The sequence below is a fragment of the Dietzia sp. NPDC055877 genome (assembly GCF_053615975.1).
Map to the genome: position 1 here is coordinate 243,406 of NZ_JBSHCV010000004.1, position 17,639 is coordinate 261,044.

Annotated in this window: 18 protein-coding genes, 1 tRNA gene and 1 other RNA gene; 15 read left to right on the forward strand and 5 right to left on the reverse strand. The window is 69.2% G+C overall.

The features are described 5' to 3' along the window. Positions 1-46: 46 nt before the first annotated feature. Positions 47-1,207 carry an acyl-CoA dehydrogenase family protein gene (locus ACWGLC_RS07325; RefSeq protein WP_452099262.1) on the reverse strand — a complete coding sequence of 387 codons (1,161 nt, stop codon included), beginning with the start codon at positions 1,205-1,207 and terminating at the stop codon, positions 47-49. Between the two features lie 143 nt (positions 1,208-1,350). Here ACWGLC_RS07325 and ACWGLC_RS07330 point away from each other — a divergent pair, with 143 nt between their 5' ends. Both ACWGLC_RS07330 and ACWGLC_RS07335 read left to right on the forward strand, forming a co-directional pair. Continuing rightward, a complete protein-coding gene (locus ACWGLC_RS07330) occupies positions 1,351-1,965 on the forward strand; it encodes a TetR/AcrR family transcriptional regulator (protein ID WP_452099263.1) in 615 nt (204 codons plus the stop codon). A 132-nt stretch (positions 1,966-2,097) separates the two neighbouring features. Next, positions 2,098-2,808 carry a peptidase S1 gene (locus ACWGLC_RS07335; RefSeq protein ID WP_452099264.1) on the forward strand — a complete coding sequence of 237 codons (711 nt, stop codon included), beginning with the start codon at positions 2,098-2,100 and terminating at the stop codon, positions 2,806-2,808. A gap of 180 nt (positions 2,809-2,988) precedes the next feature. Here the strand turns inward: ACWGLC_RS07335 and ACWGLC_RS07340 are convergent, their stop codons facing one another. The 3 genes from ACWGLC_RS07340 to ACWGLC_RS07350 form a co-directional block, all read right to left on the reverse strand. After that, positions 2,989-4,194: an acyl-CoA dehydrogenase family protein gene (locus tag ACWGLC_RS07340; RefSeq protein WP_230930297.1), complete on the reverse strand. Its 1,206-nt coding sequence runs from the start codon at positions 4,192-4,194 to the stop codon at positions 2,989-2,991. A gap of 49 nt (positions 4,195-4,243) precedes the next feature. After that, positions 4,244-5,650: an acyl-CoA dehydrogenase family protein gene (locus tag ACWGLC_RS07345; protein WP_452099265.1), complete on the reverse strand. Its 1,407-nt coding sequence runs from the start codon at positions 5,648-5,650 to the stop codon at positions 4,244-4,246. 117 nt (positions 5,651-5,767) lie between these two features. After that, entirely contained in the window at positions 5,768-6,577 is an 810-nt protein-coding gene (locus ACWGLC_RS07350) for an inositol monophosphatase family protein (RefSeq protein ID WP_452099266.1), read from the reverse strand. 167 nt (positions 6,578-6,744) lie between these two features. Between ACWGLC_RS07350 and prfB the strand changes: the two genes are divergently transcribed. The 11 genes from prfB to ACWGLC_RS07405 all read left to right on the forward strand — a co-directional run bounded on the left by prfB (position 6,745) and on the right by ACWGLC_RS07405 (position 15,493). Continuing rightward, positions 6,745-7,866 (forward strand): peptide chain release factor 2, encoded by a 1,122-nt coding sequence (prfB, locus tag ACWGLC_RS07355; RefSeq protein ID WP_230930300.1) that lies wholly within the window; start codon positions 6,745-6,747, stop codon positions 7,864-7,866. Beyond that, positions 7,863-8,759, forward strand: coding sequence for a mechanosensitive ion channel family protein (locus ACWGLC_RS07360; protein WP_452099267.1), 897 nt, complete (start codon positions 7,863-7,865; stop codon positions 8,757-8,759). Before prfB ends, ACWGLC_RS07360 begins: the two co-directional genes overlap by 4 nt. Beyond that, the gene (locus ACWGLC_RS07365; protein ID WP_452099268.1) at positions 8,759-9,361 is read left to right on the forward strand and encodes a hypothetical protein; all 603 of its coding nucleotides are present in this window, start codon (positions 8,759-8,761) and stop codon (positions 9,359-9,361) included. Before ACWGLC_RS07360 ends, ACWGLC_RS07365 begins: the two co-directional genes overlap by 1 nt. A gap of 202 nt (positions 9,362-9,563) precedes the next feature. Further along, positions 9,564-10,253, forward strand: a complete 690-nt coding sequence (gene ftsE / locus ACWGLC_RS07370) for a cell division ATP-binding protein FtsE (RefSeq protein WP_452099269.1) — start codon at positions 9,564-9,566, stop codon at positions 10,251-10,253. Beyond that, a complete protein-coding gene (gene ftsX, locus ACWGLC_RS07375; protein WP_452099332.1) occupies positions 10,253-11,155 on the forward strand; it encodes a permease-like cell division protein FtsX in 903 nt (300 codons plus the stop codon). Before ftsE ends, ftsX begins: the two co-directional genes overlap by 1 nt. Positions 11,156-11,263: 108 nt before the next feature. After that, positions 11,264-11,773: an SsrA-binding protein SmpB gene (gene smpB, locus ACWGLC_RS07380; RefSeq protein ID WP_230930305.1), complete on the forward strand. Its 510-nt coding sequence runs from the start codon at positions 11,264-11,266 to the stop codon at positions 11,771-11,773. Beyond that, positions 11,770-12,618: an EamA family transporter gene (locus ACWGLC_RS07385; RefSeq protein WP_452099270.1), complete on the forward strand. Its 849-nt coding sequence runs from the start codon at positions 11,770-11,772 to the stop codon at positions 12,616-12,618. Before smpB ends, ACWGLC_RS07385 begins: the two co-directional genes overlap by 4 nt. A gap of 123 nt (positions 12,619-12,741) precedes the next feature. Beyond that, positions 12,742-13,115, forward strand: a transfer-messenger RNA (tmRNA) gene (ssrA, locus tag ACWGLC_RS07390). Positions 13,116-13,337: 222 nt separating this feature from the next. Continuing rightward, a complete protein-coding gene (locus ACWGLC_RS07395; protein WP_452099271.1) occupies positions 13,338-14,075 on the forward strand; it encodes a DsbA family protein in 738 nt (245 codons plus the stop codon). A gap of 148 nt (positions 14,076-14,223) precedes the next feature. Next, a tRNA-Ala gene (locus ACWGLC_RS07400) sits at positions 14,224-14,296 on the forward strand. 99 nt (positions 14,297-14,395) lie between these two features. Further along, a complete protein-coding gene (locus ACWGLC_RS07405; protein ID WP_452099272.1) occupies positions 14,396-15,493 on the forward strand; it encodes a serine hydrolase domain-containing protein in 1,098 nt (365 codons plus the stop codon). A gap of 40 nt (positions 15,494-15,533) precedes the next feature. Here the strand turns inward: ACWGLC_RS07405 and nadE are convergent, their stop codons facing one another. After that, positions 15,534-16,403 (reverse strand): ammonia-dependent NAD(+) synthetase, encoded by an 870-nt coding sequence (gene nadE, locus ACWGLC_RS07410; RefSeq protein WP_452099273.1) that lies wholly within the window; start codon positions 16,401-16,403, stop codon positions 15,534-15,536. Between the two features lie 175 nt (positions 16,404-16,578). On the opposite strand from nadE, the gene ykgO reads away from it, so the two are divergent. Further along, positions 16,579-16,701 carry a type B 50S ribosomal protein L36 gene (gene ykgO, locus ACWGLC_RS07415; protein ID WP_010541956.1) on the forward strand — a complete coding sequence of 41 codons (123 nt, stop codon included), beginning with the start codon at positions 16,579-16,581 and terminating at the stop codon, positions 16,699-16,701. Positions 16,702-17,369: 668 nt separating this feature from the next. Next, a complete protein-coding gene (locus ACWGLC_RS07420; RefSeq protein WP_230930366.1) occupies positions 17,370-17,600 on the forward strand; it encodes a redoxin NrdH in 231 nt (76 codons plus the stop codon). Positions 17,601-17,639 lie beyond the last annotated feature (39 nt).

Consider the following 17,639-nt stretch of genomic DNA (forward strand, 5'->3'; position numbering starts at 1 on the left):
GCGGACCGTGCAGCCGGGCAGCGGCTCTGGCGGGCGAAGGGAGGGATCAGAGAGTGCGCGAGATCAGTTCCTTCATGATCTCGTTCGTGCCGCCGTAGATCTTCTGCACGCGCGCCGAGGCGTACATGCGGGCGATCGGGTACTCGGTCATGAAGCCGTAGCCGCCGAAGACCTGCAGGCTGCGGTCGATGATCTCGCACTGCTTGTCGGTGCAGTAGTACTTGGCCATGGAGGCGGTGGCCGGGTCCAGCTCGCCCCGCAGGTGCAGGCCGATGCAGTGGTCGAGCAGCGTGCGGGCGGCCATGGCCTCGGTCTTGCACTCGGCCAGCTCGAAGCGCAGGTTCTGGAACTTGAGGATCGGCTTGCCGAACGCCTCGCGATCCTTGGCGTACTCGGTGGCCAGCCGGACCGCGGTCTCGGCGGCGGCCACGGCGGTCACGGCGATGATGAGGCGTTCCTGGCCCAGTTGCTGCATGAGCTGGATGAAGCCCTGGCTCTCGCCGGCCTCGCCGCCGAGGATGTCGCCGGCGGGCACGCGCATGTCGTTGAAGAACAGCTCCATCGTGTCCTGGTACTTCAGGCCGATCTTGTCGAGTTTGCGGCCGCGATCGAACCCGGGCAGGTCGGCGGTCTCGGCGACCACCAGGGACAGTCCCTGGGCGCCCTCGCCGCCGGTGCGGGCCACGATGATGACCAGGTCGGCGTGCATGCCGTTGGAGATGAAGGTCTTGGAACCGTTGACCACGAAGCTGTCACCGTCACGGGTGGCGGTGGTGCGCAGCGCCTGCAGATCGGATCCGGCGCCCGGCTCGGTCATGGCGATCGCGCCGACCATCTCGCCGGTGGCGAGCTTGGGCAGCCAACGCTGCTTCTGCTCCTCCGTGCCGTACTGGAGGATGTAGTGCGCCACGATCGTCGAGTGGACCGAGTTTCCCCAGCCGTCGTCCAGTGCGCGGGTCTGCTCCTCGGCGATGACCGCCTCGTGGGCGAAGGTGCCGCCGCCCCCGCCGTACTCCTCGGGGATCGAGATGCACAGCAGGCCCGCGTCGCCGGCCTTGTTCCAGAACTCGCGGTCCACGGCGCCCTGCTCGGCCCAGCGCTCGAGGTTGGGGACGGTCTCCTTCTCGAGGAATGCCCGGGTGTGGGCGCGCAGAGCGTCCAGGTCCTCGGTCATCCAGGGGGAGCGGAAGGGGGCGGGCTCGAACACGGGGCGGCTCCAGAGTGATGCGTATCGGGGCCGTTGCGGCCTTGACTGCCGCCACTATACAACTGCATGGCATGCAAGTGTATGGTCGGTGTGCGAGTGGCGCCGTCGGCGCCGGGACACACAGGGGAGACGAGGTGGGGACCGTGGCCGGGGACGAAGCCGAGCAGGCGGCTTCCTGGACGAGCGCCGCCGCCGGAGATGCCACCGCGCGGTCGCGGATCCGCCGGGCCGCCCTGGAGCTGTACGCGGAGTACGGCGAGGACCGCGTCTCCATGCGTAGGGTCGCCGCGGAGGTCGGGGTGACGATCGGCCTCATCCAGCACCACTTCGGGACCAAGGACGGGCTCCGACGGGCCGTGGACGAGGTGGTGGTGGAGAGCGTGGTCCAGACACTGGCGACCGTCGACCACTCGGGGCCGGCCGCGGAGGTCGTGGCGGCCCGCGACGCGGCGGTCCGCGAGATGCTCGAGCGGAACCCCGTGATCGTGCAGTACCTCAACCGGGCGCTCCTCGAACCGGACGGACGCGGCGGACCGCTGCTCGAGGCGATCGTGGACCTCACCACCCGCGTGGTGGAGGGGCTGCGCACCGAGGGCCTGGCGTCCACGCGCAGCTCGGACAAGGTGCAGGTCGTACGAACCCTCATGGGTCAGGTCGGGGAGTTGTTCCTCGAGCCGGTGGTCTCCGCCATCTGGGCGCACATCGACGGCGACCCGGCACTGCGGCCGACGATCCGGATCACCGTCGAGGGTTCGTGACACCCGCAGCGGTTGTCAGACGGAGGTAGCGGGACGGAGTGACGCTGTGCGCTGTGCATACCGGCCGACCTGCCGCTACGCTGTCGGGAGCGTAGACCCCGTCATTTCGGCCGGGGTGGGAAGGACACGCTCATGAGGTTCACCCGTCTGGCGCGGTTCGCCGCGGCGACCGTGATGGCCGGCGCCACCGCCCTGGTCGCTCCTGCCGCGGCACAGGCTGCGGCCCCGGTCGGAGGCGGCACGCCCGTCCTCGTCGGCGGAACGGCGGGCTGCACGATCACCGCCGCGGGGTTCGATTCCACCGGCGCGCCGGTCGCGTTCACCGCTGCCCACTGCAGTGACCGTATCGATTCCCCGGTCATCCTCAAGGGCAACGAGGGCGCCGGCGTGATCGGCACCATCGTCACCCGCAACGAGATCCTCGACTACTCGGTGATCCGCCTGAACCCGGGCACCGCCTTCCCGGTGCGACAGCAGGGCGTCACGGGCCGCGGGCCGGCGCCGCAGTTCGGCGACATCGTCTGCAAGGACGGACTGTCGACCGGGCACACCTGCGGCATCACGTGGCAGCGTGAGGGCGTTCGGTTCTGGAGCCAGGCGTGCGCCGGTTACGGCGATTCCGGCGGTCCCATCACCCATGACGGCCGTCTGGTGGGCCTGGTCTCCGGTGGCCACATGCCCCCGGCCGCCGGTGCGGTCGGAAGCGTCGGCCCGATCCTGCCGTCGTGCGTCCACCCCGCCCAGTCGCCGTTCTTCCTGCCGGCCCTCGGCTATTCGTTCGACGCGATCGTCGACGATGCCACGGCCCGCGGCTGGCCCGGCCAGGGCTTCCAGATGGCCTGACACGTCCGCGGAACCGCCAGGACCCGGCACCGGACTCACGGTGCCGGGTCTTCGCGTCTGAGGCGCCTGCAGCGAGCGCCTTCACGTCGAACGCCGAGCGCCGAACGGGGAACGCCCCCACGGACTCGTGGTCCGTGGGGGCGTTCTGCGATCTGGATGCGGGCGGGCGCCCGCGTCAGCTCACTTGAGCTCGGCGCTCGACAGGTCCAGGATGCGACGCGCGATCACCAGCTGCTGGATCTGCTGCGTGCCCTCGAAGATGTCGAGGATCTTGGAGTCTCGCGACCACTTCTCCAGGAAGCTGCGCTCGGAGTAGCCGTACGTGCCGGCCAACTCGACCGCGCCGAGGGTGACGGCGGAGCCGGTTCGCCCGGCCTTGGCCTTACACATCGATGCCTCCTTGGTGTTGGGCATCTTGTTGTCCGCCATCCAGGCCGCGCGCAGCGTGAGGAGGTAGGACGCCTCCCAATCGGCTTCGAGCTCGAGGTACTTGGCCACGGCGGCGGGCTGGCTGGTGGCGGGACGGTCGTAATCGATCTCCAGCCCGGCCTCCTCGAGGAGCGTGCGGATCTCCTCGAGCGCGGCACGCGCCACACCCACGGCCATCCCGGCCACGAGCGGACGGGTGTTGTCGAAGGTCTGCATGGCGCCGGCGAAGCCCTTGTCCACGCGGATCTCCGGATCGCCCAGGAGATTCTCCTTGGGGACCCGGCAGTCGGTGAACGAGATCTGGGCGGTGTCGGAGGCACGGATGCCGAGCTTGTGCTCGAGCCGGTCGACCGAGACGCCGGGGTGGTCCCGCGGCACGACGAACGACTTGATGGCGGCGCGGCCCTTGCTCTTGTCGAGGGTGGCCCACACGACGATGTGGTCGGCGCGTTCACCGGAGGTGACGAAGATCTTGGTGCCGTTGATGACGTACTCGTCGCCGTCGAGTCGGGCGGTGGCCGACACCGCGGCCGAGTCGGAGCCGAAGTCGGGCTCGGTGATGGCCATGGAGGCCCACACGCGGCCGAACTTCTCCATCTGCTCGTCATCGGCCACCGCGGCGATGGCCGAGTTGCCGAGCCCCTGGCGGGGGATCGACAGGGTCAGGCCCACGTCCCCCCAGCAGGTCTCGATGATGTTGAGCAGCGACTTCATGTTGCCGCCGTTGGCCACACCCTCCCGCTTGGGGGCGCCGCCGGATCCCATGGTGGCGCCGGAGGCGGCCTGGCCGGCGTCCTCCATGGCTTCCATCATGGCCTTGAGGGTGTCCAGCTCGACGGGGTACTCGTGCTCGGCGAGGTCGTACTTGCGGGAGACGGGGCGGAAGATCTGTGTGGCCACCTGGCGGGCCTGGTTCGCACCCGCCTGGAGCTTCTTGGGCAGTTCGAGGTTGATCATCGCGTGGAGTCCTTGGTCCGGGTCGGGTGGGTGGCGGGGCGGTGGGTGGTCACAGGACCACCACGCCCTCGGCCACTCCGACGGCGCGCAGGTCGCGGTACCAGCGCTCGACGGGGTGTTCCTTGGTGAAGCCGTGGCCGCCGAGGAGCTGGACGCCGTCGAGGCCGATCTTCATGCCCTTGTCGGCCGCGATCTTGCGGGCCAGCGCGGCCTCGCGGGCGAAGGACAGGCCCTGCTCGGCGCGGGAGGCGCCGCGCCAGGTGACCAGCCGCATTCCGTCGAGCTCGGTGGCCATGTCGGCCACCGCGAACGCGACAGCCTGACGGTGCGCGATGGGCTCGCCGAACGCCTGACGCTCCTTGACGTACGGGGTGACGTAGTCGAGCACCGCGTGGGAGGTGCCCACGGCGAGGGAGGCCCAGCCCAGACGCGACAGCCGGGTGACGTCGGCGTAGGCGTTGGCGCGATCCTCGGCGGATACCTCCGGGCCGCCCAGAACGGCGTCGGCGGGCACCGAGACGTCGGTGAGGACGATCCGGCCCAGGCCGCCGGCGCGCAGACCCATCGACGGATCGGCCTCGATGACCAGGCCGTCCGTGTCGGACTCGACGACGAAGAACGTCGGCGCGCCGTCCAGGGTCGCGGCGATGATGAAGAGCTCGGCGCTGCCGGCGGTGGGCACCATCGACTTCACGCCGTTGAGGGTGAAGCCGCCGGCGACGCGCGTGGCGGTGGTGGCGAGTGCGAACGGGTCGAACAGCGGACGCGGCTCGGTCACCACGACGGCGGCGGCCGGGACCTTCTCGGAGGCGAACGCTGGCAGGTAGGACTTCTGCTGCGCGTCGGAGCCGAACTGGGTCAGGGTGGTGGCCACGCCGGACGGGGCGAGGATCGGCAGTGCGAGCCCGATGTCTCCGTAGGCGAGGGCCTCGGCGACCAGCGAGTTGGTCACCACTCCGCGCTCGGAGGCGATGCCGTCGAACTCCTCGGGCACGTTCAGCATGGTGGCGCCGATCTCGGCCGAGCGCTCCAGCAGCGAGGCGGGGGCCTCGGCGGCGGCATCGGCGTCGTGGGCGGCCGGCCGGAGGACCTCGGCGGCGAAATCGCGCACGGTTTCGGCGATCATCTGCTGCTCGTCCTCGAGCGTCAGGTCGAACAGGTCGGTGCGCGAGCCGGTGTCGGCGTCGGGCAGGCGCTTGGGGGCGCCGCCGCCGGAGACCTTCTTGAACGACTTGGTCGCGGCGCCGAGGGTCTTGAAGCCGGTCCTGGTGGCCTCGTAGGTGACCCGGTCGACCTTCTGTCGAAGACCGAAGCGCTCGGCGAACTCGGACCCGGTGATGGTCGTGAGTGCGCGCATGGCGGCACCGATCGCGTCGATCCTGGTCGGGTTCAGGCCCGGTGTGGAGTTCTCACCGCGCCCGGTCGCGGACGGGGTCGTGGAGTTCTTGCTCATCATCACCAGCTGTTCTCGTGACGGAGTGGACGGTGTGGTCGATGGAGACCTTACTCCGCAGTAAGTTACGAGCGCCAGACCTTCCCCCGAACCCGCTCCCGAGAGGATGAGAAGGCGAGGTCAGCCGCGTAGGAGCGACACGGCCTGTTCGACCGCACCGGGGCGTCCGGCGACAAACCAGTCGTACCCGTTGACCTCGACGGTCGTGCAGCTGCCGCCGGCGCCCTCGACGAGGGCGCGGCCGGGCAGCCAGTCCCATTCCGGGCAGGAGTGCTGGGCCCATACCGTGTGGACGCCGCAGGCGACCGAGGCGAGATCGACCGAGCCGGAGCCGAGCATCCGGATGGTCGCCGCGCCCCGGCTGACGCGGTGGAAGGGGTCGGCCAGGTCGGGGTCGTCGAAGAACGGCGGGTGTAGGTAGGTGGCGAGGCTGCCCGCGGCGAGATCGCCGGGGGCCAGGCGGGAGACGGGCACGCCGTTGCGGCGCGTGGGGACGTCGGAGCCACCGACGAACGTGTCGCCGGTGACGGGGCGGTGGACGGCTCCGAGCAGGTAGTCGTCGGGGCCGGTCAGGGCCACGGCCGAGCACCAGTAGTCCGAGCCGTTGACGAAGTTGTAGGTGCCGTCGACGGGGTCGACGGCCCAGCGCCGATCGTGGCTTCCGGCGACGAGGGTGCCCTCCTCGCCGAGGACACCGTCGTCGGGGCGGTGTCGCGCGAGTAGGTCGGTGATGTGGCGCTCGGCGGCGTTGTCCGCCTGGGTGACCACGTCGGAGACGGAGGTCTTGTGGTGGACGGCGAGGCCGTCCTCGCGCAGGCGTCGGGCCAGGGCGCCGGCGTCGACGACGAGGCGGGCCGCCAGGTCCGCGTCGGTCATCTCCGCGGATGACGTGTCGGGCGTCTGTCGGGGAGTGCGGGTGTCGATTGCCATGAGCTACCTCCGCTGGGGGCCGTGTCGGCCCGCTGACCTCGGGCGGCAGCGGGCGTCCGGACCCGACGCTACCCCCGCCGGGCGACGATCGGACGTGGGGCGGGTCACGGGTGGGAGACGGGTGTGCGAACGCGAGAAGACGTCCGGGCCGCGTAGAGTTGGATACCGTGCATCCTGACGTCTCCGCTGATATCGCCGCCCTCGACGCCACCATGACCACGGTCGAGAAGGTCCTCGACATCGAGGAGCTCGCCCGACGGGTCGATGAGCTCGAGCAGATGGCCGCCGACCCCGACCTGTGGAACGACCAGGACCGGGCCCAGAAGGTCACCAGCGAGTTGTCCTATGTGCAGGCCGACCTCCGCCGGTGCCGCGATCTGCGTCAGCGGATCGAGGACCTGCCACTCATGTACGAGCTCGCGGACGAGGCTCAGGCGGAGGGGGATTCCTCGGCCGTCGAGGAGGCGGATTCCGAGCGTGCCGCCCTGCGTGAGGACGTCGAGGCCATGGAGGTCAAGACGATGCTCAGCGGCGAGTACGACCAGCGTGAGGCCGTGGTCAACATCCGCGCCGGCGCCGGCGGCATCGACGCCGCGGACTTCGCCGAGATGCTGATGCGGATGTACATCCGCTGGGCCGAGAAGGCCGGGCACAAGGTCGAGGTGTACGACACCTCGTACGCGGAGGAGGCCGGCATCAAGTCGGCCACCTTCGTCGTGCGGGACCCCTACATGTACGGCACGCTGTCGGTCGAGCAGGGCACGCACCGCCTCGTGCGGATCTCCCCGTTCGACAACCAGGGCCGCCGCCAGACCTCGTTCGCCGAGGTCGAGGTGCTGCCGGTGGTGGAGACGGTGGACTCGATCGAGGTCCCGGAGAACGACGTCCGGGTTGACGTCTACCGTTCCTCGGGCCCGGGTGGTCAGTCGGTCAACACCACCGACTCGGCGGTCCGCCTCACCCACGTCCCCACGGGGATCGTGGTGACCTGTCAGAACGAGAAGTCGCAGCTGCAGAACAAGGTGGCGGCGATGAAGGTGCTGCAGGCCAAGCTGCTCGAGCGCAAGCGCCAGGAGGAGCGCGCCGCGATGGACGCCCTCGGTGCCGGGGGCAACGCGTCCTGGGGTAACCAGATGCGCTCGTACGTGCTGCACCCGTACCAGATGGTCAAGGACCTGCGGACCGAGTACGAGGTCAACAACCCGTCCTCGGTGCTCGACGGGGAGATCGGAGGCTTCATCGAGGCCGGTATCCGTTGGCGGATGCGGGAGGGGGCCGGCGCCGAGTGAGGCTACGCACCGACTTCAGTGGGATTCTCGACTGGCTCAGTAACCAGGGACTCGAGGTCGTCCTCCTCGTCCTGGGTGCGGCCCTGCTCACGAGGGCCATCGGCAAGGCCGGCCGGATGTGGCTGGCCCGGATCGATGCGGAGAACGCCGACAAGGAACTGTGGTCGGAGCGTTCGAAGCATCTCCACTCGGTGGTCCAGGTGGTCTCCTATGTCGCGATCGGTGTGCTCTACGTCGTCTTCGGGATCCAGATCCTGCTGAGGTTCGGTGTCAACCTCGTCACGCTGGTCGCGCCGGCCACCGTGCTGGGTGCGGCGCTGGGCTTCGGCGCCCAGCGGGTGGTCCAGGACTTCCTCGCCGGTTTCTTCGCGCTCGCCGAACGTCAGTACGGTTACGGCGACATCGTGGAGCTCACCACCTCGACCGGTGTCGCGGCGGGCACCGTCGAGGACGTCACGTTGCGCGTGACCCGCCTGCGAACGTTGGACGGTGAGGCGGTCATCGTGCCCAACGGGCAGATCGTGACCGCCGTCAACCAGTCCCAGGACTGGGCGCGCGCGATCGTCGACGTGCCGGTTCCCAACAGCGCGGACATGGACGAAGCGCACGACATCCTCGCCGAGGTCTGTCGCGACATCGTGCACGACGACGAGGTGGGCGTCTACATCCTCGACGAGCCGAGCGTCATGGGCGTCCAATCCATCAAACTCGAGCAGACCGTGCTCCGCCTCCTCGCCCGCACCAAGCCCGGGATGCAGTGGGAGGTGGGGCGCCGCATGCGCGCGGTGATCCTGCGCCGGTTCCGCCAGGAGGGCATCGTGCTGGAACCGGAGGCGATGGCCGCGATCCGCGCCGGAATGGTGCGACCCGACGACGGGGAGGGGGTCAGCTGATGTCCGAGAAGCCGAGTGACGTCCCCGACGGACCCGAGACGGCCGATCACACGTCCGTCAGCTATTCCTCCGTCGACGATGCCGAGCAGTCGGCTCCCGGCCAGCACGCCCCGTCGCACGCGGCCCGGCACCGGACCCGCCCCGAATGGCTGTCCGTGGTGATCGAGTTCTTCACGATGTCGCGTTCCACCCTGGTCCTGCTCGTCGCGTTCGTCCTCATCGCAGCGCTGTACAGCTTCGTGCGTCAGGACCCCGTCGTCGCGATCAACTCGCCGCCCCGGCCGGCCCCCACCCAGTCGGAGACCACGCAGTCCGAGACCACGCGGACCGACGCCACCGAGACGGCCGATCCGTCACCCACAGACCAGTCGACCGAGCCCACAGCGACGACCGACGCCGCGGAGACTTCCGGGACCGGCACTCCGCAGACGTCCGTGCCGAGAGATTCGCGTCTGGTCGAGCCGGGGCAGGGAACGGGCGCTCAGGGCACCGACGGGCAGCAGCCCCAGCAGTCGGCACCGGGGGTCACACAGGCACCGCAGGGGCAGCAACCACAGCAACCCCAGCTGCCCCAGCCGCAGACGCAGGTCCCGGCGCAGTAGCAGCTGTCCGGGGCCTGCCCGCGTCCCGTGATGATTGCCCGTGCGGTGGCGTCGTCGTCGTCACATGTCCAGTGGCGCAGCGGTGACAGCTCGCCGACGTCCCTCGCGCGGCGGGGCTCGTCGTCCTGACGTCTCCGGCACCAGAGACGAGTTTCTCCCGCCGGGGGGTGGCGTGTGACGGATGTGGCGCTAGGCTACGCGTGTGATCAGTGCTTCTCATGTGACCAAGTCGTACGCGTCATCGGCGCGCCCGGCTCTGTCTGACGTGAGCGTGGAGATCGACAAGGGCGAGTTCGCGTTCCTCATCGGTGCGTCCGGCTCCGGCAAGTCCACGTTCCTGCGGCTGCTGTTGCGGGAGGACAAGCCGGACACCGGCTCACTCGCCGTCGCCGGCCACGATCTCGTTCGGATGAAGCCGTCGAATGTTCCGATGCTGCGGCGCTCTCTCGGCGTCGTGTTCCAGGACTTCCGGTTGCTGCAGGGCAAGACCGTCGCCGAGAACGTTGCGTTCGCCCTGCAGGTGATCGGGAAGTCCCGCCAGACCATCGACAAGGTGGTGCCCGAGACCCTCGACATGGTGGGGCTCGGCAACAAGGCCAACCGGCGGCCGCACGAGCTGTCCGGAGGCGAGCAGCAGCGCGTCGCGATCGCGCGCGCGTTCGTCAACCGGCCGCTGCTGCTGCTGGCGGACGAACCGACCGGGAACCTCGACCCGGAGACCAGCGAGGACATCATGCTCCTGCTCGACAGGATCAACAGGATGGGGACCACGGTGCTGATGGCCACCCACGACCGACACATCGTGGACCGGTCGCGGCGGCGGGTCGTGGAACTCGTCGACGGTGAGGTCGTGCGCGACGACGCCCGCGGGACCTACGGGGTTGATCGATGATGGCCGCGAAGTTCATCGCCTCCGAGGTCGCCCAGGGGCTGCGGCGGAACCTGTCCATGACGCTGGCCATGATCATCACCACCGCGGTGGCGCTGGGGATGCTGGGCGCCGGCGTGCTCGTCGTGATGACCGCGTCGGCGAGCCAGGCCAAGTACGACTACCTCAACGAGTTCCGCGTCTACGTGGACCGGTCGATCTCCGCAGAGGACCCGGGCTGCGAAGCGGAATGCGCCACGATCCGGGAGGAGTTCGAGGCGACCGACGGTGTCGCGTCCGTGGAATACAAGAACCCGGACGAGACCTACTCGGAGTTCGTCGAGTTGTTCGCCTCCACCGACCCGGTGCTGGTCGAGTCGACCTCGCCGGACGCACTCGGTTCGCGATTCACCCTCACGCTGGCCGATCCGACGCGAGCGGAGTCCGTGGCCGCGAGCCTGGCCGAGGTGGAGGGCATCGAGGTCGTGCAGGGGCAGGGCGAACTGGTCGGGCGGGTCTTCTCGATCCTCGACGGGATCCGCAACGCGGCGTTCACCATCGCCGTGGTCCAGTTGCTGGCCACCGTGCTGCTCATCGCCAACATGACGCAGATCGCCGCGTTCACCCGCCGCACGGCGGTGGGGATCATGCGACTGGTCGGCGCGAGTCGTCTGTACACCGATCTGCCGTTCGTCCTCGAGGCCGTGGTCGCCTCGCTGATCGGGTCGGTGCTGGCCGTGGGCGGCCTGCTCGGGGCGAAGAGCGTCTTCCTTGACCGGGTGCTCGCGGAGGCCTACCGCGCCAACCTGATCGAACGCATCACCACCTCGGACATCCTGCTGCTCGCCCCGGTTCTGGTGGTGGCCGGTGCCGTGGTCTCGGCGGTGACCGCCATGGTGACGCTGCGGCTGTCCGTCCGGCACTGACCCGCGCCGGCGAGGCAGGTCCTGTCTCGGGGTAGCTACTGCTCCGAGAGCCTGCTCATCTACACTGTGGGGTCTGCCCGACCGCGGAAAACCAGGAGGTGAGCCGGCGTGGCCAAGAAGAACAAGAAGAAGGGTGCGTCGTCCCTCGGTACCGACGGCAGCATCGTCGCCAGCAACCGCAAGGCCAGGCACGAGTACCAGATTCTCGACACCTACGAGGCCGGCATCGCGCTCGTGGGAACCGAGATCAAGAGCATGCGCGAGGGGAAGGCCTCGCTCGTCGACGCCTTCGCCACCGTCGACGACGGAGAGGTCTGGCTGCGCGGGTTGCACATCCCCGAGTACTCGCACGGCAGCTGGACCAATCACGCGCCTAAGCGGGCCCGCAAGCTGCTGCTCCACCGCCGCGAGATCGACTCCCTGATCGGTAAGGTCCGCGACGGCAACGCGACCCTTGTCCCGCTGTCGCTGTACTTCGTCGGCGGCCGGGTGAAGGTCGAGCTGGCCGTCGCGCGCGGTAAGCAGGCGCACGACAAGCGGCAGGATCTCGCCCGTCGCACCGCGGAACGCGAGGCGGTCCGCGAGCTGGGCAGGAAGATCAAGGGCATGCGGGGATGATGCCGGTCGCGTTGGCGTCGACGTCAGCGGTGGCGTACGGCATCAGCGACTATCTGGGCGGCGTGGCCTCCCGGCGGGCGCGTGCGCTCCGAGTCGTCAGCATCTCCTACCCGGTATCGATCGCCCTGGTTGCGGTCGCCGCCATCGTCGCCGGCGGTTCCCCCGGCCTCGTCGGCCTCGCCTGGGGCCTGGCGTCCGGGGTGGCCTCGGGGGTCGCGGTATGGACGTTCTATGTGGCGCTCTCGCGGGGGCCGATGAGCGTGATCTCGCCGATCACCGCGATCCTCGCCGCGGCAGGGCCGCTGGCGTTCGGCCTGGCCGCGGGGGAGCAGCCGGGGTCGGTCGCGATGGCCGGTATGGCGATCGCGCTCGTCGCCACCGTGTTGGCCTCGATGGAGGGGGAGCACGGATCGTCCGTGCAGCACGGTCGGCTGACCCGGCACCTGCTGGTGCTGTCCGTGGTCTCGGGCCTGGCGTTCGCCGCCTTCTTCGTCCTGCTCGCCCAGGTGCCGGCCGGTCAGGGGCTGTGGCCGGTGGCGGCGTCGCGGGTCGGGGCGACGGTCATCCTCCTCGCCGCCGCCGTCGCGGCCGGGGAGTCCTTCCGTTTCTCACGGCGCCTCATCGCGATCGGCGTGGTGATCGCGGTCTTCGACGCGGTGGCCAACGGCGCCTTCTACTTCGCGGCGCAATCCGGGATGCTCGCACTCGTCAGCGTGATCGCCGCGCTGTATCCGGCGTTCACGGTCGCCCTCGCGGTCACCCACGGCGGCGAGAGGCTGAGGTCGGTCCAGATGGTCGGGCTCGCCTTGGCCGCCGTGGCAATCGTCCTGCTCGCGTTGGCGTGAGTAGCGGTTCGGTCGGAATCGTGCCCGTCGGGAGAGCAGTAGGGGAGATGCGCATCACCCTGGCGCAGCCCGGGGCGTGGATGTATGGTTGAGAGTCCGCCGGTGAGAACCGGTGGACCCTGAGGGGCTGATGTGGTTTCGACTACGTGAGTTGACGCAGGGGAAGCGTGCCGGTGCAGGCCAGAGACCACCGTGAGCGTCGTGGCAACCAATTACGCGCCGATACCAATCAGCGCGACTACGCCCTCGCTGCCTGATAGCGAGCCCGTAGTCTGTCGGCCCGGGGCAGCCCTCGCCCCGGTCCCCGGCATCATCTAGAGGGATCACCGGCTCACCCGGTCACGGGGTGGGTCGGGACATCACACAGTGACTGGGATCGTCATCACCAACACGTCCGCATGAGGGTGAGATCCGAGTAGAGGCCAAGGCGGACTGCGCACGGAGAAGCCCTGCCGAAGCTGCGGAGGACCCGGGTTCAATTCCCGGCAGCTCCACAATTCGGGCCCGCGTCCCCGGTCGATCATCGACCGGGGACGCGGTTCATTTCGGGGGACCCGCTCGGCGGCGACCACGGAAGCACCGCCCACGGCGCGGCACGGGGAATCCAGGGGCGTCACCACCTGCAAAGAGGGTGTGGGGCCGGGTTTCGGTACCCTCTCGATAGAGTCGGCCGCCGCGAGTGGCCGCGGATCTCCCAGCAGAGAAAGGCCCACGCACACGTGAACGCCAAGCCCCACAAGAGCGCCAAGGTGCTCCAGACGAAAAAGAACAACGGGATGCTCATCACCGTCATCGCGCTCATCGCGGTGGCCGTGGTGGTGTTGGGTGGTGTCGTCTGGATGGCGCAGCGGGGGTCGGACGCCAACCCCATCACCTTCGGTGAGACCCAGGACGAGCTCATCGAGATCACCGACGCGGGTGTGATCGCCGTCGGCGAGGCGGACGCGCCGACCATCCAGGTGTGGGAGGACTACATGTGCCCCGCCTGCGGCAGCTTCGAGGCGCAGTACGGCGCATCGATCGCCGAGGCGGTCCAGAACGGCGACCTGCGGGCCGAGTTCCACACGCTGAACTTCCTCAACGGCCAGTCCGGCTCCGGCGAGTACTCCACCCGCGCACTGGCCGCGACCCAGTGCGTGGCGGCAAAGGACACGCTGCCGGTGTTCTTCGAAGTCAAGGCGTCGTTCTTCACCAACCAGCCGGGCGAGGGCGGCGGCGACCTCAGCACGCGCGAGCTCGCCTCCCTCGCCGAGGACGCCGGCGCCAACGGCGACGCCGTCGAGTGCATCAGCAACGTCGAGACCAACGGCGGGATGGACAAGGCCGCCGACAGCGCGAACAACGCCCAGCAGAGCATCCGCGACATCACCAGTCAGGTGTCGACCCCGACCGTCGCGCACAACGGCGAGGTCGTGGAGATCAGCAACGCCAGCTGGCTCGTCGACATCATCGGCTAGGTCTCCGCGCGGGTACTGACCTGCGCGTATCGGTATGCCGGCCCCGCCCGCACGGGTGGGGCCGGCACCGATTTGGAACCTGTGCGGGTGGTCGTGTAACTTAAATCGGGCCGGTGACCGAGAGGGAAACGGCGGAGAAATCGAATACGGGGCTATGGCGCAGCTGGTAGCGCACCACACTGGCAGTGTGGGGGTCAGGGGTTCGAGTCCCCTTAGCTCCACCGGAACAGGATCCCGGGTCGTCATCGTGACGGCCCGGGATTCGTCATTTCGCAGGCATGTTGCTGATCCGTGATGGGACGAACTCGTAGGGTCGGGGCGTGGACGCATTTGCCGCCGCCAGGAACGCTCTCGATCAGGCCGTCGACGACGACCGGTTGATCGGCTACGTGTGCGGGATCCGGGAAGCGGGGCGGTCCCGGATCGCCGCCGGCGGTCCGAGTGCGATCGGCGGCGCGGAGATGGACCCGGGGACCCTCTTCCCGCTCTCCTCCAACACCAAGCCGCTGGGTGGCGCGCTCGCGATGGCGCTCGTGGAGCAGGGCGTCGTCGGCCTCGATGAGTCAGTCGACCGGTATCTGCCCGAGTTGCGTGAGCTCCGTGTCCTGGCCCGCCCGGACGGGCCACTGGATCAGACGGTCCCGATGGACCGGCCCATCACACTGCGTCACCTGCTCACCATGACCGCCGGTTTCGGTTGGGTGGGCGAGAACCCCGCGCTGGCCGAGGCGATGTCCGCGCGGGACGTCGGACCGGGGCCGTACGCCCCGCCGCTCGAGCCGGGAACCTACCTCGGCCGCCTGGCCGAGCTTCCGCTCGCGGGGCAGCCGGGTGAGGGCTGGTGGTATCACACGAGTAGCGACGTCCTCGGGGTGCTGCTCGCCCGCGCCTCGGGCCGGGCGGTGGCCGACCTGATGGCCGAGCACGTCACCGGGCCGCTGGGGCTGGCAGATACGGGCTTCACCGCCGATCCGAGTCGCCTGCCCACCTCGTACGGCGCGGGGGAGGGCGGCCGTCCCGCGCCTCTGGACACCGCGAGCAGGTTCGTCGGGCCGCCCGCGTTCGAGTCACTTGCCTGCGGCCTCGTCTCCACCATCGGCGACTATCTCACGTTCCTCGAAGCGCTCGTCGACGGCGGCCGGGTGCTCGGCCGGGACAGCGTCGGGCTCCTGGCGACCGACCACCTCACCGAGCCTCAACGTCAGGTGGCGCAGGGGATCATCGAGCCGGGGTGCGGTTACGGCTTCCAGGTGGAGGTCCGCCCGGGCGGGGTCGTGGGTTGGGCCGGAGGTCTGGGCACGATCGGTTACGTCGACCGGCGCACGGGGCGGTCTGCGGCGGTGTTCACCCCGCAGTCCTTCGACACGCCGGGAACTGCCGAGGCGTTGGATCAGGTGTGGCGACTGCTCGCTGACTAGCTGTTCCGCCCACGCACGTCGTATGTAGGCAGGCGGCGGGTCAGCGCCACCACGTGTCGAGCGGGGACGCCGGGGTATTCCGCTTGTGGCGCGAATTGAGGAAGAGCTGCTCGATCCGCTCCGCGGCCGCGCCGGGGACGCCGTCGAGGCCCTCGAGGTAGTCGTCGATCTGTTCGTACGTCACGCCGAGCGCCACCTCGTCGGGCAGGCCGGGGCGGTCGTCCTCGAGGTCCGCGGTGGGGACCTTGCGCCAGGTCGACTCGGGGGCGCCGAGGTGGCGCAGCAGCGCCGCGCCCTGGCGCTTGGACAAACCGGTCAGGGGGGTGAGGTCGACGCCGCCGTCGCCGTATTTGGTGAAGAAGCCCGTCACCGCTTCCGCGGCGTGATCTGTGCCGACGACGACGAGGTTCAGCTGCCCGGCGACCGCATACTGGGAGATCATCCGTTCACGGGCCTTGACGTTCCCGCGGACGAAGTCGCGGAGCGGACCCGCCTGCTCCGGCAGCTCGGAGAGGGCTGCTGCGGCGGCCGCGGAGGACGCATCGGTGGCGGCCTTGACGTCGACCGTGACGCAGCCGTCGGGCCGGATGAACGCCAGGGCGGTCCGCGCGTCGTCCTCGTCGGCCTGGGTTCCGTACGGCAGACGCATGGCGACGAAGCGGGCATCCGTCATCCCGTCGGCGCGGAGGCGCTCGACGGCGAGCTGGCACAACCGGCCGGCGAGGGTCGAGTCCTGGCCTCCGCTAATCCCCAGGACGAAGCCCGCGGCGGGGGTCGAACGCAGGTAGTCCACGAGGAACGTGACCCGGTCCTCGACCTCACGGGCCGGGTCGATCCCGGGGCGGACCCCGAGCTCGGCGATGATCTCTGCACGGAGGCCGGTAGGGGTTCCGGTGGGGGAGGAGTCCATGGGGCCAGCATATGCGGCGGCCCCGTTCACGCCATTTGGAGTTCTGCTGGGCCCGTCCGTTACTATGGACCAGTTGTGTGTCGTGCATCCGACCCTCGGGACGGACGTGTCGCACAGTGAATCCCAGTCGTGTCGGCGGCCATCGCGGCCGCCCCGAGAGCCTAAGGAGCGCCAGATGAAGGTCCGTAAGTCCCTTCGGTCGCTGAAGAACAAGCCGGGCGCCCAGGTTGTCCGCCGTCGCGGCAAGGTCTACGTGATCAACCGCAAGGACCCCCGGTTCAAGGCCCGCCAGGGCTGATCAGCGTCGCGTGAATTCTCACGCACCCCTCAAGGGCCCGTCACCGGTTCGCCGGTGACGGGCCCTTGTCGTCGTCCCCGGGGCAGTGGGTTCCACGGCCGATGGGACCCCTCCCGGCAGCCCCTCCTGGTTCGTTTCCGGCCCCCCGGGGCCGGCTCTCGGACAGGGGCGAGATTGTCCCTCGATGCGTCGGGCGGGGGTGGCCGCGTGGGGTCCCGGATCGGCGGAAAAGTGGTCAACCTGTGGATGAAATGGGGACGGGTTGTGAGGGCTTTGTGGGGGCGTTGGGAGCTTGTTGTGGGTTGCCCGAACGGTGTTTCGCAATGCTCTTCGGGGTGCAACGATGGTGTGGTGCACCCGCCGGGAGGGCCCCGGCGCGGTCGGTTCCAGACGGGGGCCGACAGCGTCCCACAAGGCGGGATCACGACCTGGGAATTCCAGCTATGTAAGACCAAAATGTTGTGGTCGGTTGACCTTCCAGACACTAGGGGTAGTGTCTAGAGGCGTTGCGGCACCGAAGAATGCCAACCATGTGATTCGGGGCCATGACCATCAGCAGACATTACGGCGACCCGCCGTCCGCGCCAGAAGCGTCGGACCGGATCACCACCACGAGAAGAGCCCCTCGCGCCGCCGCGGCGCCTGTGCCGAAAGAGGTCCCCACACTCATGGTCACCGTCTACACCAAGCCCGCCTGCGTCCAGTGCAACGCCACTTACAAGGCGCTCGACAAGCACGGCATCGAATACCAGCTCATCGACATCTCGGTCGACGACGAGGCGCGCGAGTACGTCATGGCCCTGGGTTACCTCCAGGCGCCGGTCGTGGTGTCCGGTTCCGACCACTGGTCCGGCTTCCGCCCGGATCGCATCAAGGCCCTCGCCTCGGTCGCGGCCTGACTTTCCGACAAGAACAGCAACACCAGAGTTCATGTGACT